The sequence below is a fragment of the Burkholderia sp. E168m15 genome, from assembly GCF_016586105.1.
Classification (GTDB): domain Bacteria; phylum Pseudomonadota; class Gammaproteobacteria; order Burkholderiales; family Burkholderiaceae; genus Burkholderia; species Burkholderia orbicola.
Map to the genome: position 1 here is coordinate 1 of NZ_BCPO01000123.1, position 18401 is coordinate 18401.

The window sequence follows — 18401 nt, forward strand, 5'->3', positions numbered from 1 at the left end:
TGGCGTCGAGCGCGATCAGCGTATAGGCGACGAAAACTGTTACGAAAGGTGTCGCCGCGCCGATCGAATCGACGAGGCCGAACGGCAGCAACACGCAATACGCGTAGATGGTCCGGTGCAGCAGCACGTCGTATGAAAACGGGATCGGCGTCGACGCGATGCGCTCGCAGCCGCTCACCATCGCGACGAGATCGTCGAGGCGCGCATCGAGCATCCACAGCCGCGTGTCGGCGAGCTGGCCCGCATCGGCGCGCGCGGCGAACGCTTCGCGCAGCGCGTGCACGATGACGACCGGGCGAAACCGGGAAGCGGCGACGCGCGCATAGGTGGCGCCATCGAGCAGCCCACGCAGGTCCGCGGCCGGGTCGCTGCCGCGCAGTTGATGCTTGAGCGTGTAGACGAACGCGACGACCGTGCGCACGAACGCGCGGCGCGATGCGTCGTCACGGTCCACCGCGCCGTAGCAGAGCGCCTGCGACACCAGCGTGCGCGTGGCGGTCAGCACGCCGCCCCACAGCTGCCGGCCCTCGCGATAGCGTTCGTAGCTGGCGTTGTTGCGAAACCCGGCGAAGATCGCGAGCGTCAGGCCGATCAGCGTGAACGGCGTCGGATTCAGCGGCACCTTCTCGCCGAGCACGCGGCCGCCGCCCCACACGGCGACGAGACTGATCGCGAGCGTCAGCACGAGCTGCGGCAGGATGGTCGGCAGCACCGAGCCGTTCCAGACGAGCAGCATCCGCAGCCAGTGTTCGCGCGGACGAACGATCATCGGCGTGCTCCGTCAGGCGGCGATCGAGGCCGGCGCGGCCGCGCGATGCAGCAGCACGGGCACCGATTTCGACGTCGGCGTGTTGCACACGTCGCCGACGCTGTCGAGCGGCACGAGCGGATTGGTTTCCGGGTAGTACGCGCCGATGCAGCCGCGCGGGATGTCGTATTCGACGAGCAGGAAGCCCGCCGCGCGCCGCTCGATGCCGTCGTGCCACACGGTTTCCATGTCGACCCATTCGCCGGCTTTCAGGCCGAGCATCGCGAGATCGTCGCGGTTGACGAATACCACGCGGCGCTGCCCGAACACGCCGCGGTAGCGGTCGTCGAGCCCGTAGACGGTCGTGTTGTATTGATCGTGCGAGCGCGTCGTCATCAGCGTCATCAGCCGTTCGCCGTGCAGCGCGCGGGCACGCTGGATCGGCGTGTCGGTCGGCAGCGCGTGCGCGATGAAGTTCGCCTTGCCCGTCGGCGTGAGCCATTCGCGGTCGCGCGAGGCCACGCGCAGATGGAAGCCGCCCGGCCGCGCGATGCGCGTGTTGTAGTCGTAGAAGCCGTCGAGCGTCGCCTCGATCGCGTCGCGGATCTTCGCGTAGTCATCCTTGTACGCGAGCCAGTCGATCTTGCCGCTGCCGAACAGCGCGTGCGCCATGTGCGCGACGATCGCGGGCTCCGACATCAGGTTCGGCGAAGCGGGCTTGTTCATCCCGTACGACACGTGCACCATGCTCATCGAATCCTCGACCGTCACGCCTTGCGCGACGTTGTCCTGCAGGTCGATCTCGGTGCGGCCGAGCGTCGGCAGGATCAGCGCGTCGCGGCCGTGGATCAGATGGCTGCGGTTCAGCTTCGTCGTGATGTGCACCGACAGTTCGCAGCGGCGCATGCCTTCCCACGTGCGCGGCGTGTCGGGCGTCGCCATCGCGAAGTTGCCGCCGAGGCCGATCAGCACCTTCACGTGGCCGTCGAGCATCCCTTCGATCGTCTCGACGACGTCGTAACCGTGATGACGCGGCGGTTCGAAATCGAACACGTGGCCGAGCCGGTCGAGAAACGCCTGCGACGGCTTTTCCTCGATGCCGACCGTGCGGTTGCCCTGCACGTTCGAATGACCGCGCACCGGGCAGAGGCCGGCGCCGGGGCGGCCGATGTTGCCGCGCATCAGCATCAGATTGGTCAGCATCTGCACCGTCGCGACCGAATGCTTGTGCTGCGTGATGCCCATTCCCCACGTCGCGATCACGCGTTCGCTGCGTGCATAGAGTTGCGCGAGCGCGTCGATCTGCTCGTACGGCACGCCGCTTTCCGCGGTCAGCGCGGACCAGCTTTCGGCGCGCAGATCGTCGGCGAACGCGTCGAAGCCGGCCGTGTGCGCGTCGATGAACGCGGTGTCGAGCACCCGCGGCGCACCGGCGGCGCGCGCGGCGTCGTCGAGTTCGAGCACGCGCTTGGCCATCCCCTTGATCAGCGCGAAATCGCCGCCGATCGTCGGCTGGATGAACGTCGACGCGATCTTGGTGCCCGACATCGTCAGCATCTCGAGCGGGCTTTGCGGATCGGCGAAGCGCTCGAGCCCGCGCTCCTTCAGCGGGTTGATCGACACGATCGTCGCGCCGCGCTTCGCGCACTCGCGCAGCTCGCCCATCATCCGCGGGTGATTGGTCGCGGGGTTCTGGCCGAAGATCAGCAGCGTATCCGCATGCTCGAAATCGTCGAGCGTGACGGTGCCCTTGCCGACGCCGACCGACGCCGGCAACCCGCGGCTCGTCGCCTCGTGACACATGTTCGAGCAGTCGGGGAAGTTGTTGGTGCCGTACAGGCGCACGAACAACTGGTAGAGGAACGCGGCTTCGTTGCTGGCGCGGCCGGACGTATAGAACGCGGCCTGGTTCGGGTCGGGCAGCGCGCGCAGGTGGCGCGCGATCAGCGCGAACGCGTCGTCCCACGCGATCGGCACGTAGCGGTCGGTTTGCGCGTCGTACACCATCGGGTCGGTGAGCCGGCCGTGCTGTTCGAGTTCGAAATCCGACTGTTCGAGCAGTTCGGTCACCGTGTGCGCGGCGAAGAAGTCGGGCGTCACGCGCTTGCTCGTCGCTTCCGCGGCCACGGCCTTCACGCCGTTCTCGCAGAATTCGAACGTCGATGCGTGCTGGCGGTCGGGCCACGCGCAACCCGGGCAGTCGAAGCCGTCCGGCTGGTTCTGGCGCAGCAGCGTGCGGTAGTTGCCGCCGGCGACCTTTTCCTTGATCAGGTTGATCGTGACGGCTTTCAGCGCGCCCCAGCCGGCGGCCGGGTGGGTGTACGGTTCGATGCGCGCGGTGGCGGATTTCTTTTTCATGATGCGGGTGTCGGGGTCGATGCGTGCAGAGTACGCGCGGCCTCCGTCCCGCTGTGTGTACACCTGTTCACTTCAAAAAAGAGTACAGTTTCGGCCATTCAGACAGTGCGGATCGCAACTGTGTTGCTGAAGGGAAGTTGAAAGGGAGGCGCGTGAAGCGTTACGAACAACTGGCCGACGATCTCCAGGCGCAGATCGAGCGGGGCGTGTACCGGCCCGGCGAGCGGATTCCGTCGGTGCGGCAGGCGAGCCGGCAGCAGCAGCTCAGCGTCACGACCGTGCTGCGCGCGTACCTCGTGCTGGAAAGCCGCGGCCTGATCGAAAGCCGGCCGCAGTCGGGCTACTTCGTGCGGGCGCGCGCGGCGGCGCCGGCCGAGGCCGAGCTGCATGTCTCCGCGCCGGCCGCCGAGCCGTCGGCCGTGGACGTGAGCCGGCTCGTGCTGTCGACGCTGCGCTCGATCGCGCGCGACGACGCGGTGCCGCTCGGCTCGCCGTATCCCGACGCGTCGCAGTTTCCGGTGCAGCGCCTCGCGCGCTATGCGCAGGCGATCGGGCGGCGCCGCACGCGCTGGGGCGTGATCGACGACCTGCCGCCCGGCAACCAGGAACTGATCCGCCAGATCGCGCGGCGCTATGCGGAGCGCGGAGTCGCGGTCGAGCCCGGCGAGATCGTGATGACGATCGGCGCGACCGAGGCGATCAACCTGTGCCTGCAGGCGGTGGCGAAACCGGGCGACACGATCGCGGTGGAGTCGCCGACCTTCTATGCGATGCTGCACGCGATCGAGCGGATGGGCATGCGCGCGCTGGAAGTCGCGACGCACCCGGGCGACGGCATCGATCTCGACGCGCTCGGGCGAATCCTCGCGAACGAGCGCATCGCGGCCTGCATGGTGATGCCGAACTTCCAGAATCCGCTCGGCTTCCAGATGCCCGATGCGCGCAAGCGCGCGCTGGTCGAACTGCTCGCGAAGCACGGCGTGCCGGCGATCGAGAGCGACGTCTATCACGAGCTGCACTTCGGCGATACGGCGCCGAGCGCGCTGAAGTCGTTCGATCGCGACGGACTGGTGCTGCATTGCGCGTCGTTCACGAAGAGCCTGTCGCCGCGCTACCGGATCGGCTGGGCGATGCCGGGCCGTTACCGCGACCAGGTCGAGAAGCTGAAATTCCTGAATACGCTCGCGACGCCCGCGATCGAGCAACTCGCGATCGCCGAGTACCTGAAACACGACGGCTACGATTTTCACCTGCGGCGCATGCGCAAGCAGTATGCGCAGCAGGCGAGCCTGATGAGCGCGATGGTGCGGCGCTTCTTCCCGGAAGGCACGCGGCTGTCGCAGCCGCAGGGCGGGTACGTGCTGTGGGTCGAGCTGCCGCCGCAGGTCGATGCGATGAAGCTGTACACGCTGGCGCTCGCGCAGCGGATCACGGTCGGGCCCGGGCACATGTTCTCGGCCGGCACCGATTACCGGCATTTCATCCGGCTCAACTACAGCTACCCGTGGTCGCGGCAGATCGAGGACGCGCTGAAGGTGCTGGGGCGGCTCGCGTCGGAGTGCGCGGCGCGGTGAGCGTTGCCGCCCGCCGGCACGGCACGCGGCGGCCGGTGGCCTGCCGCCATGGCCGGTATCACGCCGCGCGCGGCGCCTGCAACCCGGGCTGCGCGGCGTCGACCATCTGGCGCATGTCGAAGCCCGACGGATGCTGGTACACGCGCAGCCCGAACTCCGGCAGCACCGCGATCAGGTGGTCGAACAGGTCGGCCTGGATGGTCTCGTAGTCGACCCACGTCGTCGTGTCGGTGAAGCAGTACAGTTCGAGCGGAATGCCTTCGGCCGTGAGCGGCAGTTGCCGCGCCATGTTCGTCATGTCGCGGCGAATGCGCGGATGGCCCTTCAGGTAGTTCGCGACGTACGCGCGGAACGTGCCGAGATTCGTCAGCTGGCGGCGGTTCGCCGGGCACTCGCCGGCCGCGCCGAGCGTGCCGTTCCATTGCTCGATCGCGTCGACCTTGTCTTCGAGATAGTCCTTCAGCAGCGTCAGGCGTTCGAGCCGTTCGATCTCGTCGTTCGTGAGAAAGCGCACGCTCGTCGCATCGATGAACAGCGCGCGCTTGATGCGGCGACCGCCCGCTTCGGTCATGCCGCGCCAGTTCTGGTAGCTCTCGGTGATCAGTTTCCAGGTCGGCACCGTGATGATCGTGTGATCGAAGTTCGCGACCTTGACGGTGTTCAGCGTGATGTCGATGACCGTGCCGTCCGCGCCGGCCGACGGCATCGTGATCCAGTCGCCGATCCGCAGCATGTCGTTCGACGACAGCTGTACGCCGGCGACGAGGCCGAGCAGCGTGTCCTTGAAGATCAGCATCAGCACCGCGGACATCGCACCGATGCCGGACAGCAGCAGGCCGATCTGCTTGCCGGTCGCATCGCCGATCACGACGAGCGCGGCCGTGATGAACATCACGAGCTTGACCAGCTGCATCGCGCCTTTCAGCGACAGACGCGGCTGATCGCGTTGCGCGGTGCGGTGCGTGTGTTCGAGCGCGGACAGCGTCGCGCTGATGGTCATCGTCACGAGGAACACGATCAGCGCGAACAGCACCTTGTCGACCACCTGCGCGACCAGGCCGGGAATGCCGGACACCGCGCCGAGCCCGAGCTTGATCACGACGAACGGGACGATGCGGTTCAGCCATTTGAAGGCGCCGAATTCGAACAGCGCGTCGTCGACGCGCGTGGCGGACAGCCGCGCGAGCCGCGCGACCACGCGAAACAGCAGGAAGTGGACGACGGCGGTGATCGCGCCGGCGGCGGCGAGCAGGACGAGGATGCCGACGAGCGGCGCAAACCAGGATTCGTTCAGGGTCATAGAGGCGGACAGGGGCTTTCTCGTGCGTTGAATCGGCGCCGCGATGCGGCGCGCGCCCGATGAAGGGCACATGAAAGGGACCGTGATTGTGCCATCGGGTTCCGGACGCGTGCCGTGAAGGCGGGGCGATCGGCTCCCGAATCGGCTCACCATTGTGCAGGTGTCCTCTGCATTACGGTGAAGGCGAGCCGCGAATCGACATCACCGCAAGCCGGCGCGCGAGCCGGTTGCCGGACGCGCCATCCGCCAGCATGCAATCGGCCGGAAGCCATGACGGCACGCCTTTGCGCTTCGCTACGCGGGATCCGCGATCCATGCAATCATGCGGACGTCGCAGGCGTCGTCGGTGTGCTGCTCGCGTTGGCGTGCGGCCCATGCGGCCCGTCCGGCGACGGTGAGCGACAGGCGACACCGTCGCGCACCCGTTCGTGGCCCCCGCCACTCGACCTCACGCATTTCACCTATGCAAGATTCCAACGAAAGCCGTTCGTCACGCGTGCGGCTGCTGAAAGGCATCCTCCCGGTCCGCCGGGCGGCGGCGATGCGCGACATCTTCGCGGGCATGTCGCTCGCGTCGATGGACATCCCGCAGGTGCTCGGCTACGCGCGCATCGCCGGCATGCCGGCCGTTACGGGGCTCTATACGGTGTTCCTGCCGCTCGTTGCGTTCGCGTGCTTCGGCGCGTCGCGCCATCTCGTGGTCGCCGCCGATTCCGCGACCGCGACGATTTTCGCGAGCCGGCTGTCGTCGATGGCGCCGGCCGGCAGCGCCGACTATGCGGCGCTGGCCGGCATGGTCGCGTTGCTGACCGCCGCGATGCTGCTGCTCGCACGCATCTTCAAGCTCGGTTTTCTCGCCGATTTCCTGTCGCGCACGGTGCTGGTCGGCTTCCTCGCCGGCGTCGGCGTGCAGGTATCGATCGCGATGCTCGGCGACATGCTCGGTTTGTCCGTGCCGTACCCGGCGTCGCGCAGCCTCGCGCAACTCGACTACGTCGTCACGCACCTGGTTCATGCGCACCGGCCGACGCTCGCGCTCGCGGCGCTCGTCGTCGGCGCGATTCTCGCGTGCAAGCGGTTTCTGCCGCGGGTGCCGATGCCGATGATCGCGGTGGCGGGCAGCATCGCCGCGAGCGCGGCGTTCGGCTTCGCCGCGCACGGCATCGCGGTGCTCGGGCCCGTGGCGGGCGGCCTGCCGCCGCTGCGCTGGCCGTCGGTCACGTGGCAGCAGTTCCTCGATCTCGTGCCGGTCGCCGCTTCGTGCTTCGTGATGATCATCGCGCAGAGCGCGGCCGCCGCGCGGGTGTTCGCGCAGCAGTACGGCGAGGACGTCGACACCAACGCCGACATCCTCGGGCTCGCGGCCGCGAACGCGGCGGCGGCGCTCGGCGGCGCGTTCGTCGTCAACGGCAGCCCGACGCAGACGGCGATGGCCGATGGCGCGGGCGTGCGCAGCCAGATCGGCCATCTCGCGTTCGCTGTCGTCGTCGCCGTCGTGCTGCTGTTCTTCAGCCCGTATTTGCAGTATCTGCCGCATGCGGTGCTGGCCGGCATCGTGTTCACGATCGCGCTCGGGCTGATCAACGTGCGCAGCCTCGCGGCGATCCGCGAGGAAAGCCCCGGCGAATTCACGCTTGCGCTGATCACGGCCGCGGCCGTCGTGACGGTCGGCGTCGAGCAGGGCATCCTGCTGGCCGTCGCGCTGTCGCTGATGCGGCACGTGCGCCACAGCTACCAGCCGCACACGATGGTGCTCGAACCGGTCGCCGGCAACGGGCGCTGGCAGCCGGTGCCGACCCGGCGCGGCGCGATGACGGCGCCGGGGCTGATCGTCTACCGGTTCGGCGCCGACCTGTTCTTCGCGAACGATCACCTGTTCGCTGCCGAAGTGACCGAACTCGTCGACGCGGCACCGTTGCCGCCGCGCTGGTTCGTCGTCGACGCGGGCGCGATCACCGATGTCGACTATTCGGCCGCGCGGACCTTGGCCGATCTCGTCAGGGCGCTGCATGCGCGCGGGATCGGCGTGCTGTTCGGGCGCGTGAACCGCTATCTGCGTGCGGACATGGATCGTCACGGGATCACCGAGGTGGTCGGCGCGTCGTGCATCTTCGCCACGCTGCATCAGGCGCTGGAGGCGGCGGGCACGACGCCCGCGCCGCAGGAGCCGGGCACGGTGTAGCGCGATGCGGCGCTACGCGAGCGCGCGCAGGCGCGCGAAACCGTTGCGCAGGTAGCGGGCCAGTTCCGTCGCGGCCGGCGTGTGCTGGCCGCGCGGCACATGCAGGTTGATCGAGAAATTCGGCAGGGCGGGCAGGCCGCCGCCGGCCGGCAGGATCTCGAGGTCGGGCGGCACGGTGGACGCGAGCCAGACGGTCACGGCGAGATCGGCGCGCACGGTCGCGGCCGTGGCATCGAAACTGCCGTTCTCGAACACGGTGCGCCACGGGCGATCGCAGCCGCGCAGTGCGTCGAGCACCGTCGGGCGGAATGCGCAGGTCTGCGCGACCATCGATACCGGCAGCGGCGAGTGCCGGTGCGCGGTGCCGCCTTTCGCGCCGACCCAGACCAGCCGGTCGACGGCGATGCACTCGCCGCGCGACGACCCGACCGGGGCCTCGATCAGCGCGACGTCCAGGTTGCCGTGCGTGAGCCCGCGCCGCAGCTCCGGCGACGCCGCGCACACGAGCGTGAGCGCGACCCGCGGATGCGCGTGGGTATAGCTTTTCAGGATCGGCGCGAGACAGGTGCCGACCAGATCCTGCGGCGCACCGACACGTACCGTGCCTTCCACCGCGCCGGCGGTCAGCTCGGCGAGCAGCGCATCGTGGGCGGCGAGCAGCCGTCGCGCCTGTTCGAGCAGCCGCTCGCCGGCCGCCGTCAGCAGCAGGTTGCGATGCTCGCGGACGAACAGCGGGCCGGACAGCATTTCGAGCCGCGCAACCTGCTGGCTGATCGCGCCTTGCGTCAGGTGCAGCGCGTGGCCGGCCGCCGTCATGCTGCGATGATCGGCGACCGAGACGAATGCGCGCAGCAGCGCGAGGTCGAGATTGCGTGTCATGCGTCGCATTATGACCGCTAATGACAGGCATCAAAATGTTTCGCTGTCGTAATGCAAGAATCGCAGGTAAAAACGGGGCTTCGATCACGACGACCGGGAGCCCTCGTGCCGCTTCACGACTATCTGCCGCTGCTGCTGTTCGTGATCGTGTCCACCGTGACGCCGGGTGGCGCGACGACGCTGGCGACCGCATCGGGCGCCCATTTCGGCTATCGGCGTTCGCTGCCGCTGATGGCAGGCATCGCCGCGGGCCTGGCGTCGATGGCGGCGGCGGCCGCCGCCGGGCTCGGCAGTGTGCTGCTCGCGCTGCCCGCGTTGCAGCTCGTGATGAAGGCGGTCGGCTCGGCGTACCTGATATGGCTGGCGTTACGCATCGGTCGTGGCGGCAAGCCGCGCCTCGATGTCGACGTGCACCGGCCGCAAGGGTTCGTCAGCGGCGTGTGGATGCTGTGGCACAACCCGAAAGGCTGGGCGATGACGCTCGGTGCGGCCGCGTCGTTTGCGGCGCTCGCGTCGGGGCCGGCGCGGCTCGGCGTGCTGCTCGGTTTTGCATTCGGCGTGGCGGCGATGGCGTCGTTGTCGCTGTGGTGTTTCGCCGGGCTGCTGTTCGCACGCGTGTTGCGCACGGAGCGGCAGTGGCGCTGCCTGAATGCGGGGCTCGGCGTGCTGCTGGTGGCGTCGATCGTGCCGATGTGGCTGCCGTAGCGGGAGGCCGCGCACGCGGCGCCGCCCGGGTTCGGCGCGAACCGGCCGGTGCGTTGCCGGTTCGTCAGTCGCCGCCGCCTGCACCGGCCGAGCGCAACGGCAGCCGCAGCGTCGTCGCGAAGCTCGCCGCATGCAGCGCGCACAGCAGGCCGAACGCCCATGCATACGCGACGGCCGGCGTGCCGCCGACCGACGCCGCTTCGGCCTGCAGCCGCCACGCGAGGAACAGCGTGCATAGCGTGGTGAACGTCGGGCCGCCGAGCCGCTGCACGATATTGAGCGACGTGGTCGCCATCGGCAGGTCGCGGCGTTCGACCGATGCATACGCGGCGGCGATCGACGGCGCGCCGATCGCACTCTGGCCCATGCCGCGCAGAAACAGCGCCGGGACGAGCACGCGCGGATCGTAGCCGGTCAGCGCGAGGAACACGAGCGGCAGCGTGGCGACGAGTGCGAGCAACGCACCGGCGGCGGCCAGCCGGCGTACGCCGAACCGGCTCGTCAGCGCGCCCATCGACGGATAGGTGACGAGCATGCCGAGCCCGAGCGGCGCGAGCAGCCAGCCCATCTCGCCCGGCGAGCGCCCGCATGCCTGGATCAGGAACACCGGAATCAGCATCTGGCCTGCATACAGCGCGCCGTTCGACAGGAACTGCGTGCCGGCTGCCGCACCGAACACGCGCGAGCGAAACAGCGCGAGATCGATCAGCGCATGTTCGCGCTGGCGGCGCTCGACGCGCAGGAACGCGACGAGCAGCAGCGCCGAACCCGCGACCGCCGCGATGCCGGGCACCGAGCCGATCCGCTCGACGCCGTACAGGAACAGCACGAGGCCCGGCGACAGCAACGCGAGGCCGATCCAGTCGAGTGCGCGCCGCGGCGCATCGTCCCGGTCGCCAGGCAGGAAGCGCGCGGCCAGTGCGAGCGCGAGCGCGCCGACGGGCAGGTTCACCAGAAACAGCCAGCGCCACGACGCGTGCTGCAGGATCGCGCCGGCCACGACCGGGCCGAGGATCGGCGCGAGCAGCACCGGCACCGCCGCATAGCCGATCACGCGCGCCATCTGCCGACCGGCGACGCGCGCGATCATCATCTGCGCCATCGGCGCGAGCAAGCCGCCGCTGACGCCTTGCAACACGCGGAACACGATCAGCGACGGCGCGGACCATGCGAGCCCGCACAGCGCCGACGTAAGCGTGAACGCCGAGAAGCACCACAGGTACAGCGCCTTCGCGCCGATGCGATCGACGAGCCAGCCGCTCAGCGGCAGCACCAGCGTCAGCGCGAGCAGGTAGCCGCTCGTCACCCACTGGATCGTCGCCAGGCTGGCATGCAGATCGGTCGCGAGGCTCGACAGCGACACGTTGACGATCGTCGCGTCGAGCTGCGACAGCAGCGAACCGAGCGTCGCGACCGCGCTGACTTTCCAGATCGACGGGTCGAGCCGGCCGGCCGCGCGGCCCGGCGCCGGCTGGATGCGTGGGTCGCTCACGCGCCGCGCCGGTCGAGCAGCGCGACGATGTCCTGCGTCGTACCGGTCTCGCCGAGGCGCGGGAACAGTCGCTCGATGCTGTTGACGTGCGCATCCGCGTTGAGGTCGGTCATCGCGTCGACGGCGAGCGTCACGTTGTAGCCGAGCTCGTAGGCCTGCCGCGCGGTCGATTCGACGCCGATGCTCGTCGCGACGCCGGTCAGCACGATCTGCGTGACACCGGCTGCCTTCAGGTGTGCGTCGAGACCGGTGCCGGTGAAGGCGCCCCAGGTCCGCTTCGTCACGACGTGGTCGCCTGGCTGGCGGTTCAGTTCGGGCACGAGTTCGGTCCAGTCGGCCGGAAGCTGCGCGGTGCGCGGCGCTTGCTCGGTGCGGCCCGGTGCGCCGCCCGCGACGTTGACCAGCACGACTGGCAGGCCGCGGCTGCGGAACGCGTCGAGCAGTTCGCGGGTGCGGGCGATCACCGGCGCGACCGGGTGCGCGGTGGGGAGGGCGACGATGCCTTTCTGCAGGTCGATGACGACCAGCGCCGTGTTCGTGTCGAGACGCGTTGCGCTCATGATGGGCTCCGGGGAAAAGGGCAAGGAAAGCCGGCGCGCATGCAGCGCGGCGCGCCGGCCGGGTTCATTGCTCGCCGATGCGGCGGATCAGCGGGATGGCCGCGGCGAGCGTGTCGATGTCTTGCGGATCGAGTTTCTCGATCGCGGCGCCAAGCCACTGGTGTTTCGCGGCGTTGCGCTTGCGCCGCGCGGCGAGGCCGGCGGCGGTGAGTTTGAACAGGATCTGGCGGCCGTCGGTCGGATGGGGCTCGCGCTCGACGAGTGCGTCTTCCTCGAGGCTCGCGAGAATCGTCTTCATCGATTGCGGCTTCATCGCTTCGGCGCGCGCGAGATCGGCGGTCGTCATCGGCCCGTGCCGTTCGAGCCGCGCGAGCGCGCTCGTCTGCGACATGCCGAGTCCTTCCGAATCGACCTCGGAGCGCAGCCGGCGGATGAGCTGGCCGACCGCGAGGGTCAGGTCGGCGGCGACGGTTTCGGCGGAAACGCCGGGTTTGCGTGGCGGGTTCATGCGGCCAATCATAGAACACGACAGTTAAACTTGCAAGTTTAACTGTCGAATTGATCGCCGGCTGGTGGCGCTGCCCGGTGCGATTACGTGCGTCGATGCGCGACCGGTACGACTTCGCTGTATCGCGGAGTCGCGTTTTCGTGCAGCAGATCGCCGAGGTACTGGCCAAGTTCGTCCGCGCTGAGCGAGGACGGAATCTGCAGATTGGCCGGGCGCCGCTTGCCTTCGGCGCCGAGATCGAACACGGCCCAGCGACCGTCCGTGCGCACCACGGCGAGCAGCCGACCGAACGCGTTGAAGCGGTATTCGTCCTGCATGGCGTCGCTCCCGTCGCGTGAGCTCGCCGGCTGCCCGTGTCCGTCTACTGGATCGAACAGGACAGCCAGCGATGGATTTTGATTGCGTCGCTCGATACGCCGGCACGCGTCGCCGCGCCGAGCAGCACGACCGTTTCCCGGCGGCCTTTCACGCGCATGCGCATCACGACGCCGTGCCCCGATTCGTTGATGAAGCCGGTTTTCTGCAGCCGGATCGGCAGGCGGCGGTAGCGTACGAGCGGGTCGGAATTCACGTACACGAGTTCACCGTCGCCGGGGCGCACGGTGGTCGACAGATCGGTCGAGAAATAGCGGATCAGCGGATCTTGCGCGGCCGCGCCGACGAGCCGCGCGAGATCTTCCGCCGTCGACACGTTGTGCGGCGACAGGCCGGTCGGCTCACGGAAGTGCGTATGTCGCATACCGAGCCGGCGCGCTTCGCGGTTCATCGCCTTGACGAACGCGGCGCGCCCGCCCGGATAGTCGCGGCTCAGCGCGGCGGCCGCGCGGTTCTCCGACGACATCAGCGCGATATGGAACATCTCGCGGCGCGACAGTTCCGAGCCGACCTGCAGGCGCGAACCGGTGAACTTGATCGTGTCGCGATCGCGCGCGGTCACGCGCAGCACGCCGTTCAGCGGACGATCGGCATCGCGCGCGACGACGGCCGTCATCAGTTTCGAGATCGAGGCGATCGGCCGCACGGTGCGTGCGTTGCGCGCCAGCAGCGGGGTGCCGGAATCGACGTCGAGCACGTAGGCCGCGCGCGAATGCAGCGAACCGACCGCGCGGGGGGTGTAGCCGCAACTGGCGAGCAATTTCGGTTTCGCGGGCGGGCGTGGCCGCACGGCGGTCGTGCGTTTCGCGCGCCGCGGCTGCGGCGCGGGTGCCGCGTGGCGTTTGGCTGCCTGATGCGTCACGCGCGAGCGGCGATGCTTGACGGCCTTTTTCTTGCGATGGGGCTTCTTCTTGACGGCCTTCGTATGGGCATGCGGTTGCGCATGGGCGGTGCGATGCGGCTGCACGCGCTGCGCGGACGCGTTCGTGGCGAATGCGAGCAGCAGGAACGACAGGACGAGGATCAGGGTGGTCCGGGCGCGAGGCAGGCGCGCGATGAGGCCGGTCAAGCGAAAGTCTCCTTTTCACGCGCGATGCGGCTGCGCGGAATGCGTGGGCGGTCGGCGGGTGCGGGAAATTATACGGTCGATCGCGCGGCGATGACGATGGGATGACGCGCAATGATGCGTGATACGGGAGGATTCCGGTCGTTTTCGCGCTGCCGGGCAGCGGTGCGGGTGGGGAGAAAGGCGGGCGGGTGCGCAGTTCAGCGCGGCCAGTTCCGCCGCGACACGACCGCGAAACTGATTGCGATCGAACCCGTCATCGCGCGTGGCGGCGCGTCTTCCAGCGCATCGCCGAAGCGAAAGCGGCGGCTGCGCCCGTCCGTGCGTTCGACACGACGTTTCGGCGCGCGGGTATCGGCGGCACCGGCGCATGCGTTTGCACCCGCGACATCGCATGGTGATTCGGCCACGCAGTCGGCCGCTGGATCGAGGGACATGAAGGTGAATTCCGGGAAGGGCATGTCCGTATTGAACGCCATTGCGTTCGATCGGTAAAATGAATATTTCAATCGTTACGATTCCGTTAAAGAATGGAACTGAAACTGCTGCGCACGTTCCTGACGGTCACCGAGCTGTGCCATTTCAGCCGCGCGGCCGATGCGCTGCACATGAGCCAGCCTGCGCTCAGCAAGCAGATCGGCGCGCTGGAAGCAAGCCTCGGCGGCAAGCTGTTCGAGCGCGGCCGGCATGGCGCGGAGCTGACGCCGTTCGGCGAACGCTTCCTGCCCGACGCGCAGGCGCTCGTGCGCGATGCCGACGAAATCCTGGCGCGTGCACGGGAAGCGACCAGTGGCCAGCGCGGGCATTTGCGGCTCGGCATCTGCCTGTCCGTGCTGACGCTCGTGCCGAAGCTGATCGCCGAATTCCGCCGTTGCAATCCGGGTATCGCGGTGACGCTGAGCGACCTGTCGTCGTCCGAACAGACGCGCCGGCTGCGTGCCGGCAAGCTCGACGCCGGTTTCCTGCGTCTGCCGTCGGACGACGGCTTGTCGTCGTTCAAGGTGATCGACGAAGCGCTCGGGCTTGCCGTACCGCCGCACCTGGGCTTCAAGCGCGTGCCGGCCAACCTCGACGTGCTCAACGAGATCGGCTTCATCGCGTTGCAGCGTGCGCGCGGCCCGGGGCTGGCTGCGCAGATCGACCGATGGTGCGTCGAGCGCCGCTTCGTGCCGCACGTGATGCAGCAGGCGGAAGACGTGCAGTCGGTGCTGACCTCGGTCGCGGCCGGCGTCGGCGTCGCGTTCATCCCGTCGAGCGCGCGGTACCTGTTGCGCGATGCGACGGTGCTGCCGCTCGACGGCCGTGACGCGAAGTGGCGCGTGGGGCTCGCGTGGCTGTCCGATCGCGACGATCCCGTCACCGCGCGTTTCGTGTCGTTCATGCGCAGCGCGCTCAAGGGCGCGTGACGCGGGGTATAGTGTCCGCGAGCGTTTTCTCCCTGCATGCCGGTGCGACGCCGGCCGACGAACCCGAACCGATGACTTCCGACACCGACGAATCCCCGCTCGATCCCGCACTCGTCGCCACGCTCGCGACGCTGAACGAAGCCGCCAGCGATCCGGCCGGCAAGACGTGGTCGCTGCCGAAGATCGCGAAGCGCGCGCAACTGCCGATGAGCACGCTGCGCCGCGTGCTGACGCAACTCGACGCCGCCGGCCTGAGCGTAACGACGCTGAACGAGGACGGTACCGGCAGCGCCGCGCTGACCGACGAAGGGCGCACGGTGTGCGCGCAGTTGTTCGGCGCGAACGACGCTCAATGAATGAAAAACGGGCCGCTGATGCGGCCCGTTGCATGGGCGTGGCTCGATGCGCACGCCGCGCCGGCCCGCTCGGCGTTCGCGAGCACGGGCCGGCGCATCGTCATCCGCGCGCCATCAGAACCACTGCTTGTAGCGGCGCACGTAGATCGTCTTGACGATCTGCGCGAGCACGATGTAGCCGACCATCGTCGCGGCGAGCCACAGCCAGTAGGTGCCGGGCAGGTGCATGAAGCCGATCGCCTCCGCGAACGGCGAGAACGGCAGCCAGCAGCCGATCGCGATCGCGGTGAAGGTCGACAGTAGCACCGGCAGCGACGCCGTGCTCTGCAGGAACGGGATCTTCTGCGTGCGCAGCAGATGCACGACGAGCGTCTGCGACACGAGGCTCTCGATGAACCAGCCCGAGTTCATCACGATCTGGCCGCTCGCGCCGCCGTTCAGGTGATACAGCGCGCCCGCACCGAACACGGTCCACATCAGGATGTACGTCGTGATGTCGAACACCGACGACGTCGGCCCGACCCACAGCATGAAGCGGCTGATGTTGCCGGCTTCCCACTTGCGCGGCTTCTTCAGGAACTCGGGATCCATCTTGTCCCACGGCAGCAGCATCTGCGACGTGTCGTAGATCAGGTTCAGCACGAGCAGCTGCGTCGCGAGCATCGGCTCCCACGGCAGGAACGCGCTGGCGACGAGCACCGAGAACACGTTGCCGAAGTTGGAGCTGGCCGTCATGTTCAGGTACTTCAGGATGTTGCCGAACGTCTCGCGGCCCTTGATCACGCCTTCCTCCAGCACCATCAGGCTCTTTTCGAGCAGGATGATGTCGGCGGTTTCCTTCGCGATGTCGGCGCCGCTGTCGACCGAGATGCCGACGTCCGCGTCGCGCAGCGCGGGCGCATCGTTGATGCCGTCGCCGAGGAAGCCGACCGTGTGGCCGTTCGCCTGCAGCGCCTTGACGATGCGCGCCTTCTGCAGCGGCGTGAGCTTCGCGAACACGGTCGTGCGTTCGACCACCTGCGCGAGCGTCGCATCGTCGAGCACTTCGATTTCCGTACCGAGCATCGGTTTGCCGGGTTCGAGGCCGACCTGGCGGCACACCTTCATCGTGACGGTCGGGTTGTCGCCCGTCAGCACCTTCACCGCGACGCCGTTCTCGCGCAGCGCGGCGAGCGCCGGCGCGGCCGATTCCTTCGGCGGATCGAGGAAGGTCAGGAAGCCGCGCACGACGAGATCGTGTTCGTCGGCGGTGCGGTATTGCGCGCGTTCGTCGCCGCGCGGGATCGTGCGCGTCGCGAGCACGAGCACGCGGAAGCCGTCCTCGTTGTACGCGGTGGCCTGTTCGAGCAGCCGCTTGCGGGCCACGAAGTCGAGCGGACGCACGCCGTCCTCATCCTGCACGTGCGTGGAGACGGCCAGCATTTCCTCGACCGCGCCCTTGCAGATCAGCAGGTGCGTGCCGCGCGTATCCTCGACGACGACCGACAGGCGGCGCCGCACGAAATCGAACGGCAGTTCGTCGATTTTCTTGTAGCCCTGCGGCTTCACGCGTTCGCCGATCTCGTCGGCGCGCGCGACGACCGCGATGTCGATCAGGTTCTTCTGGCCGCTCTGGTGGAAGCTGTTCAGCCAGCCGAGCCGCAGGATGTCCTCGTTTTTGTGGCCGGACAGGTCGAGGTGGTGTTCGAGGATGATCTTGTCTTGCGTGAGCGTGCCGGTCTTGTCGGTACACAGCACGTCCATCGCGCCGAAGTTCTGCACCGAGTTCAGCCGCTTGACGACGACCTTGCGGCGCGCCATCGCGACCGCGCCGCGCGCGAGGTTCGCGCTGACGATCATCGGCAGCATCTCGGGCGTGAGGCCCACGGCCACCGCGAGCGCGAACGTGAGTGCGCTCAGCCAGTCGCCCTTGGTCAGCCCGTTGATCATGAATACGATCGGCACCATCACGAACATGAACTTGATCAGCAGCCAGCTGACGCTCGCGACACCGCGGTCGAAGCTCGTCTCGATACGCTTGTGGCTCACGACGTTGCGCGCGAGCGAGCCGAAGTACGTGTCTTCGCCGGTCGCGACGACGACGGCCGTCGCCGTGCCGCTGACGACGTTGGTGCCCATGAAGCAGACGTTCTCGAGATCGAGCAGCGATGCCGGTGCGCCGTTGGCCGCGCCGGCCGCGTGCGTGCCCGCGGATTTGCCGGCCACCGCGCCGAGCGTGTCGTACTTCTCGACGGGCAGCGCCTCGCCGGTCAGCACGGCCTGGCTGATGAACAGGTCGCGCGACGCGAGCAGCCGCACGTCGGCGGGGATCATGTCGCCGGCGGAAAGATGCACGATGTCGCCGGTCACGACTTCGCGCATCGGCACCTCGCGGCGCGTCGGTTCCGACGTGTCGGTCATGGCGCGCTGCACGGTCGCGGTCGTGCGGACCATCGCCTTGAGCTTCTCGGCCGCGCGCAGCGACCGGAATTCCTGCACGAAGCGCAGCAGCGCGCTGATCGTGACCATCGTCAGCAGGATCGTCATGCCGACGTAGTCGCGATCGTCGGGCGCCGCGAAGTAGACGTCGGTGAAGAAGCTGATGGCGGCCAGCACCAGCAGCACGTAGACGAACGGGTTGTGGAACGACAGCAGCAACTGGCGGGTCCAGTGCGGCGGCTTGTCGTGCGCGATTTCGTTCGGGCCGTCGTGCTGCAGGCGGCCGGCGGCCTGGTCGTAGGTGAGGCCGCGCGTGCTGGTGTGCAGCGACTTCAGCGTGTCTTCGAGCGGGCGGGCCGCTTCCTGTGCGGCGCGCATGATGCGCGGGTCGTTCTGCTGGCCGGCGCCGGCCTTGATGAAGCCGCGCTGTTTCTTGTGCGAGGTGTTGTGTCGTGTCGTCATGAGTCGCTCCTT

General features: G+C 68.3%; 16 protein-coding genes. 5 read left to right on the top strand and 11 right to left on the bottom strand.

Translation table 11 applies throughout. From position 1 onward, the window contains the following. Positions 1–769 (bottom strand): bestrophin family protein (locus JMF86_RS19595; protein WP_201317113.1); only part of this gene is annotated, 769 nt, incomplete at its 3' end. A gap of 12 nt (positions 770–781) precedes the next feature. Continuing rightward, the gene (locus JMF86_RS19600; RefSeq protein WP_012339851.1) at positions 782–3106 is read right to left on the bottom strand and encodes an FdhF/YdeP family oxidoreductase; all 2325 of its coding nucleotides are present in this window, start codon (positions 3104–3106) and stop codon (positions 782–784) included. A gap of 152 nt (positions 3107–3258) precedes the next feature. Here JMF86_RS19600 and JMF86_RS19605 point away from each other — a divergent pair, with 152 nt between their 5' ends. Next, positions 3259–4680, top strand: coding sequence for a PLP-dependent aminotransferase family protein (locus JMF86_RS19605; RefSeq protein ID WP_011694771.1), 1422 nt, complete (start codon positions 3259–3261; stop codon positions 4678–4680). 58 nt (positions 4681–4738) lie between these two features. Here the strand turns inward: JMF86_RS19605 and JMF86_RS19610 are convergent, their stop codons facing one another. Continuing rightward, a complete protein-coding gene (locus JMF86_RS19610) occupies positions 4739–5980 on the bottom strand; it encodes a mechanosensitive ion channel family protein (protein ID WP_011694770.1) in 1242 nt (413 codons plus the stop codon). Between the two features lie 463 nt (positions 5981–6443). On the opposite strand from JMF86_RS19610, the gene JMF86_RS19615 reads away from it, so the two are divergent. Continuing rightward, the gene (locus JMF86_RS19615; RefSeq protein ID WP_011694769.1) at positions 6444–8162 is read left to right on the top strand and encodes a SulP family inorganic anion transporter; all 1719 of its coding nucleotides are present in this window, start codon (positions 6444–6446) and stop codon (positions 8160–8162) included. Positions 8163–8174: 12 nt separating this feature from the next. Here the strand turns inward: JMF86_RS19615 and JMF86_RS19620 are convergent, their stop codons facing one another. Beyond that, positions 8175–9050: a LysR substrate-binding domain-containing protein gene (locus JMF86_RS19620; protein WP_011547542.1), complete on the bottom strand. Its 876-nt coding sequence runs from the start codon at positions 9048–9050 to the stop codon at positions 8175–8177. A 42-nt stretch (positions 9051–9092) separates the two neighbouring features. Between JMF86_RS19620 and JMF86_RS19625 the strand changes: the two genes are divergently transcribed. Further along, positions 9093–9746: a LysE family translocator gene (locus tag JMF86_RS19625; RefSeq protein WP_011694768.1), complete on the top strand. Its 654-nt coding sequence runs from the start codon at positions 9093–9095 to the stop codon at positions 9744–9746. Positions 9747–9810: 64 nt separating this feature from the next. Here the strand turns inward: JMF86_RS19625 and JMF86_RS19630 are convergent, their stop codons facing one another. From JMF86_RS19630 to JMF86_RS19655, 6 genes are all read right to left on the bottom strand, one after another. Next, on the bottom strand, positions 9811–11238 hold the full coding sequence (locus tag JMF86_RS19630) for a DHA2 family efflux MFS transporter permease subunit (protein WP_011547544.1): 1428 nt from the start codon (positions 11236–11238) through the stop codon (positions 9811–9813). Beyond that, complete coding sequence (locus JMF86_RS19635; RefSeq protein WP_011547545.1) at positions 11235–11798, bottom strand: isochorismatase family protein; 564 nt, start codon at positions 11796–11798, stop codon at positions 11235–11237. Before JMF86_RS19635 ends, JMF86_RS19630 begins: the two co-directional genes overlap by 4 nt. Positions 11799–11862: 64 nt before the next feature. Then, entirely contained in the window at positions 11863–12318 is a 456-nt protein-coding gene (locus JMF86_RS19640) for a MarR family winged helix-turn-helix transcriptional regulator (RefSeq protein WP_011547546.1), read from the bottom strand. 71 nt (positions 12319–12389) lie between these two features. Then, the gene (locus tag JMF86_RS19645; protein WP_006478862.1) at positions 12390–12623 is read right to left on the bottom strand and encodes a hypothetical protein; all 234 of its coding nucleotides are present in this window, start codon (positions 12621–12623) and stop codon (positions 12390–12392) included. A gap of 44 nt (positions 12624–12667) precedes the next feature. Beyond that, positions 12668–13750 (bottom strand): serine hydrolase, encoded by a 1083-nt coding sequence (locus JMF86_RS19650; protein ID WP_011547547.1) that lies wholly within the window; start codon positions 13748–13750, stop codon positions 12668–12670. Positions 13751–13947: 197 nt separating this feature from the next. Next, positions 13948–14226, bottom strand: coding sequence for a hypothetical protein (locus tag JMF86_RS19655; protein WP_034174745.1), 279 nt, complete (start codon positions 14224–14226; stop codon positions 13948–13950). Between the two features lie 51 nt (positions 14227–14277). Here JMF86_RS19655 and JMF86_RS19660 point away from each other — a divergent pair, with 51 nt between their 5' ends. Both JMF86_RS19660 and JMF86_RS19665 read left to right on the top strand, forming a co-directional pair. Then, a complete protein-coding gene (locus JMF86_RS19660) occupies positions 14278–15153 on the top strand; it encodes a LysR family transcriptional regulator (RefSeq protein ID WP_011547549.1) in 876 nt (291 codons plus the stop codon). A gap of 71 nt (positions 15154–15224) precedes the next feature. Continuing rightward, a complete protein-coding gene (locus JMF86_RS19665; protein WP_012339855.1) occupies positions 15225–15509 on the top strand; it encodes a hypothetical protein in 285 nt (94 codons plus the stop codon). Positions 15510–15623: 114 nt separating this feature from the next. On the opposite strand, the gene mgtA is transcribed toward JMF86_RS19665, so the two are convergent. Next, complete coding sequence (mgtA, locus tag JMF86_RS19670) at positions 15624–18389, bottom strand: magnesium-translocating P-type ATPase (protein ID WP_011547551.1); 2766 nt, start codon at positions 18387–18389, stop codon at positions 15624–15626. Positions 18390–18401 lie beyond the last annotated feature (12 nt).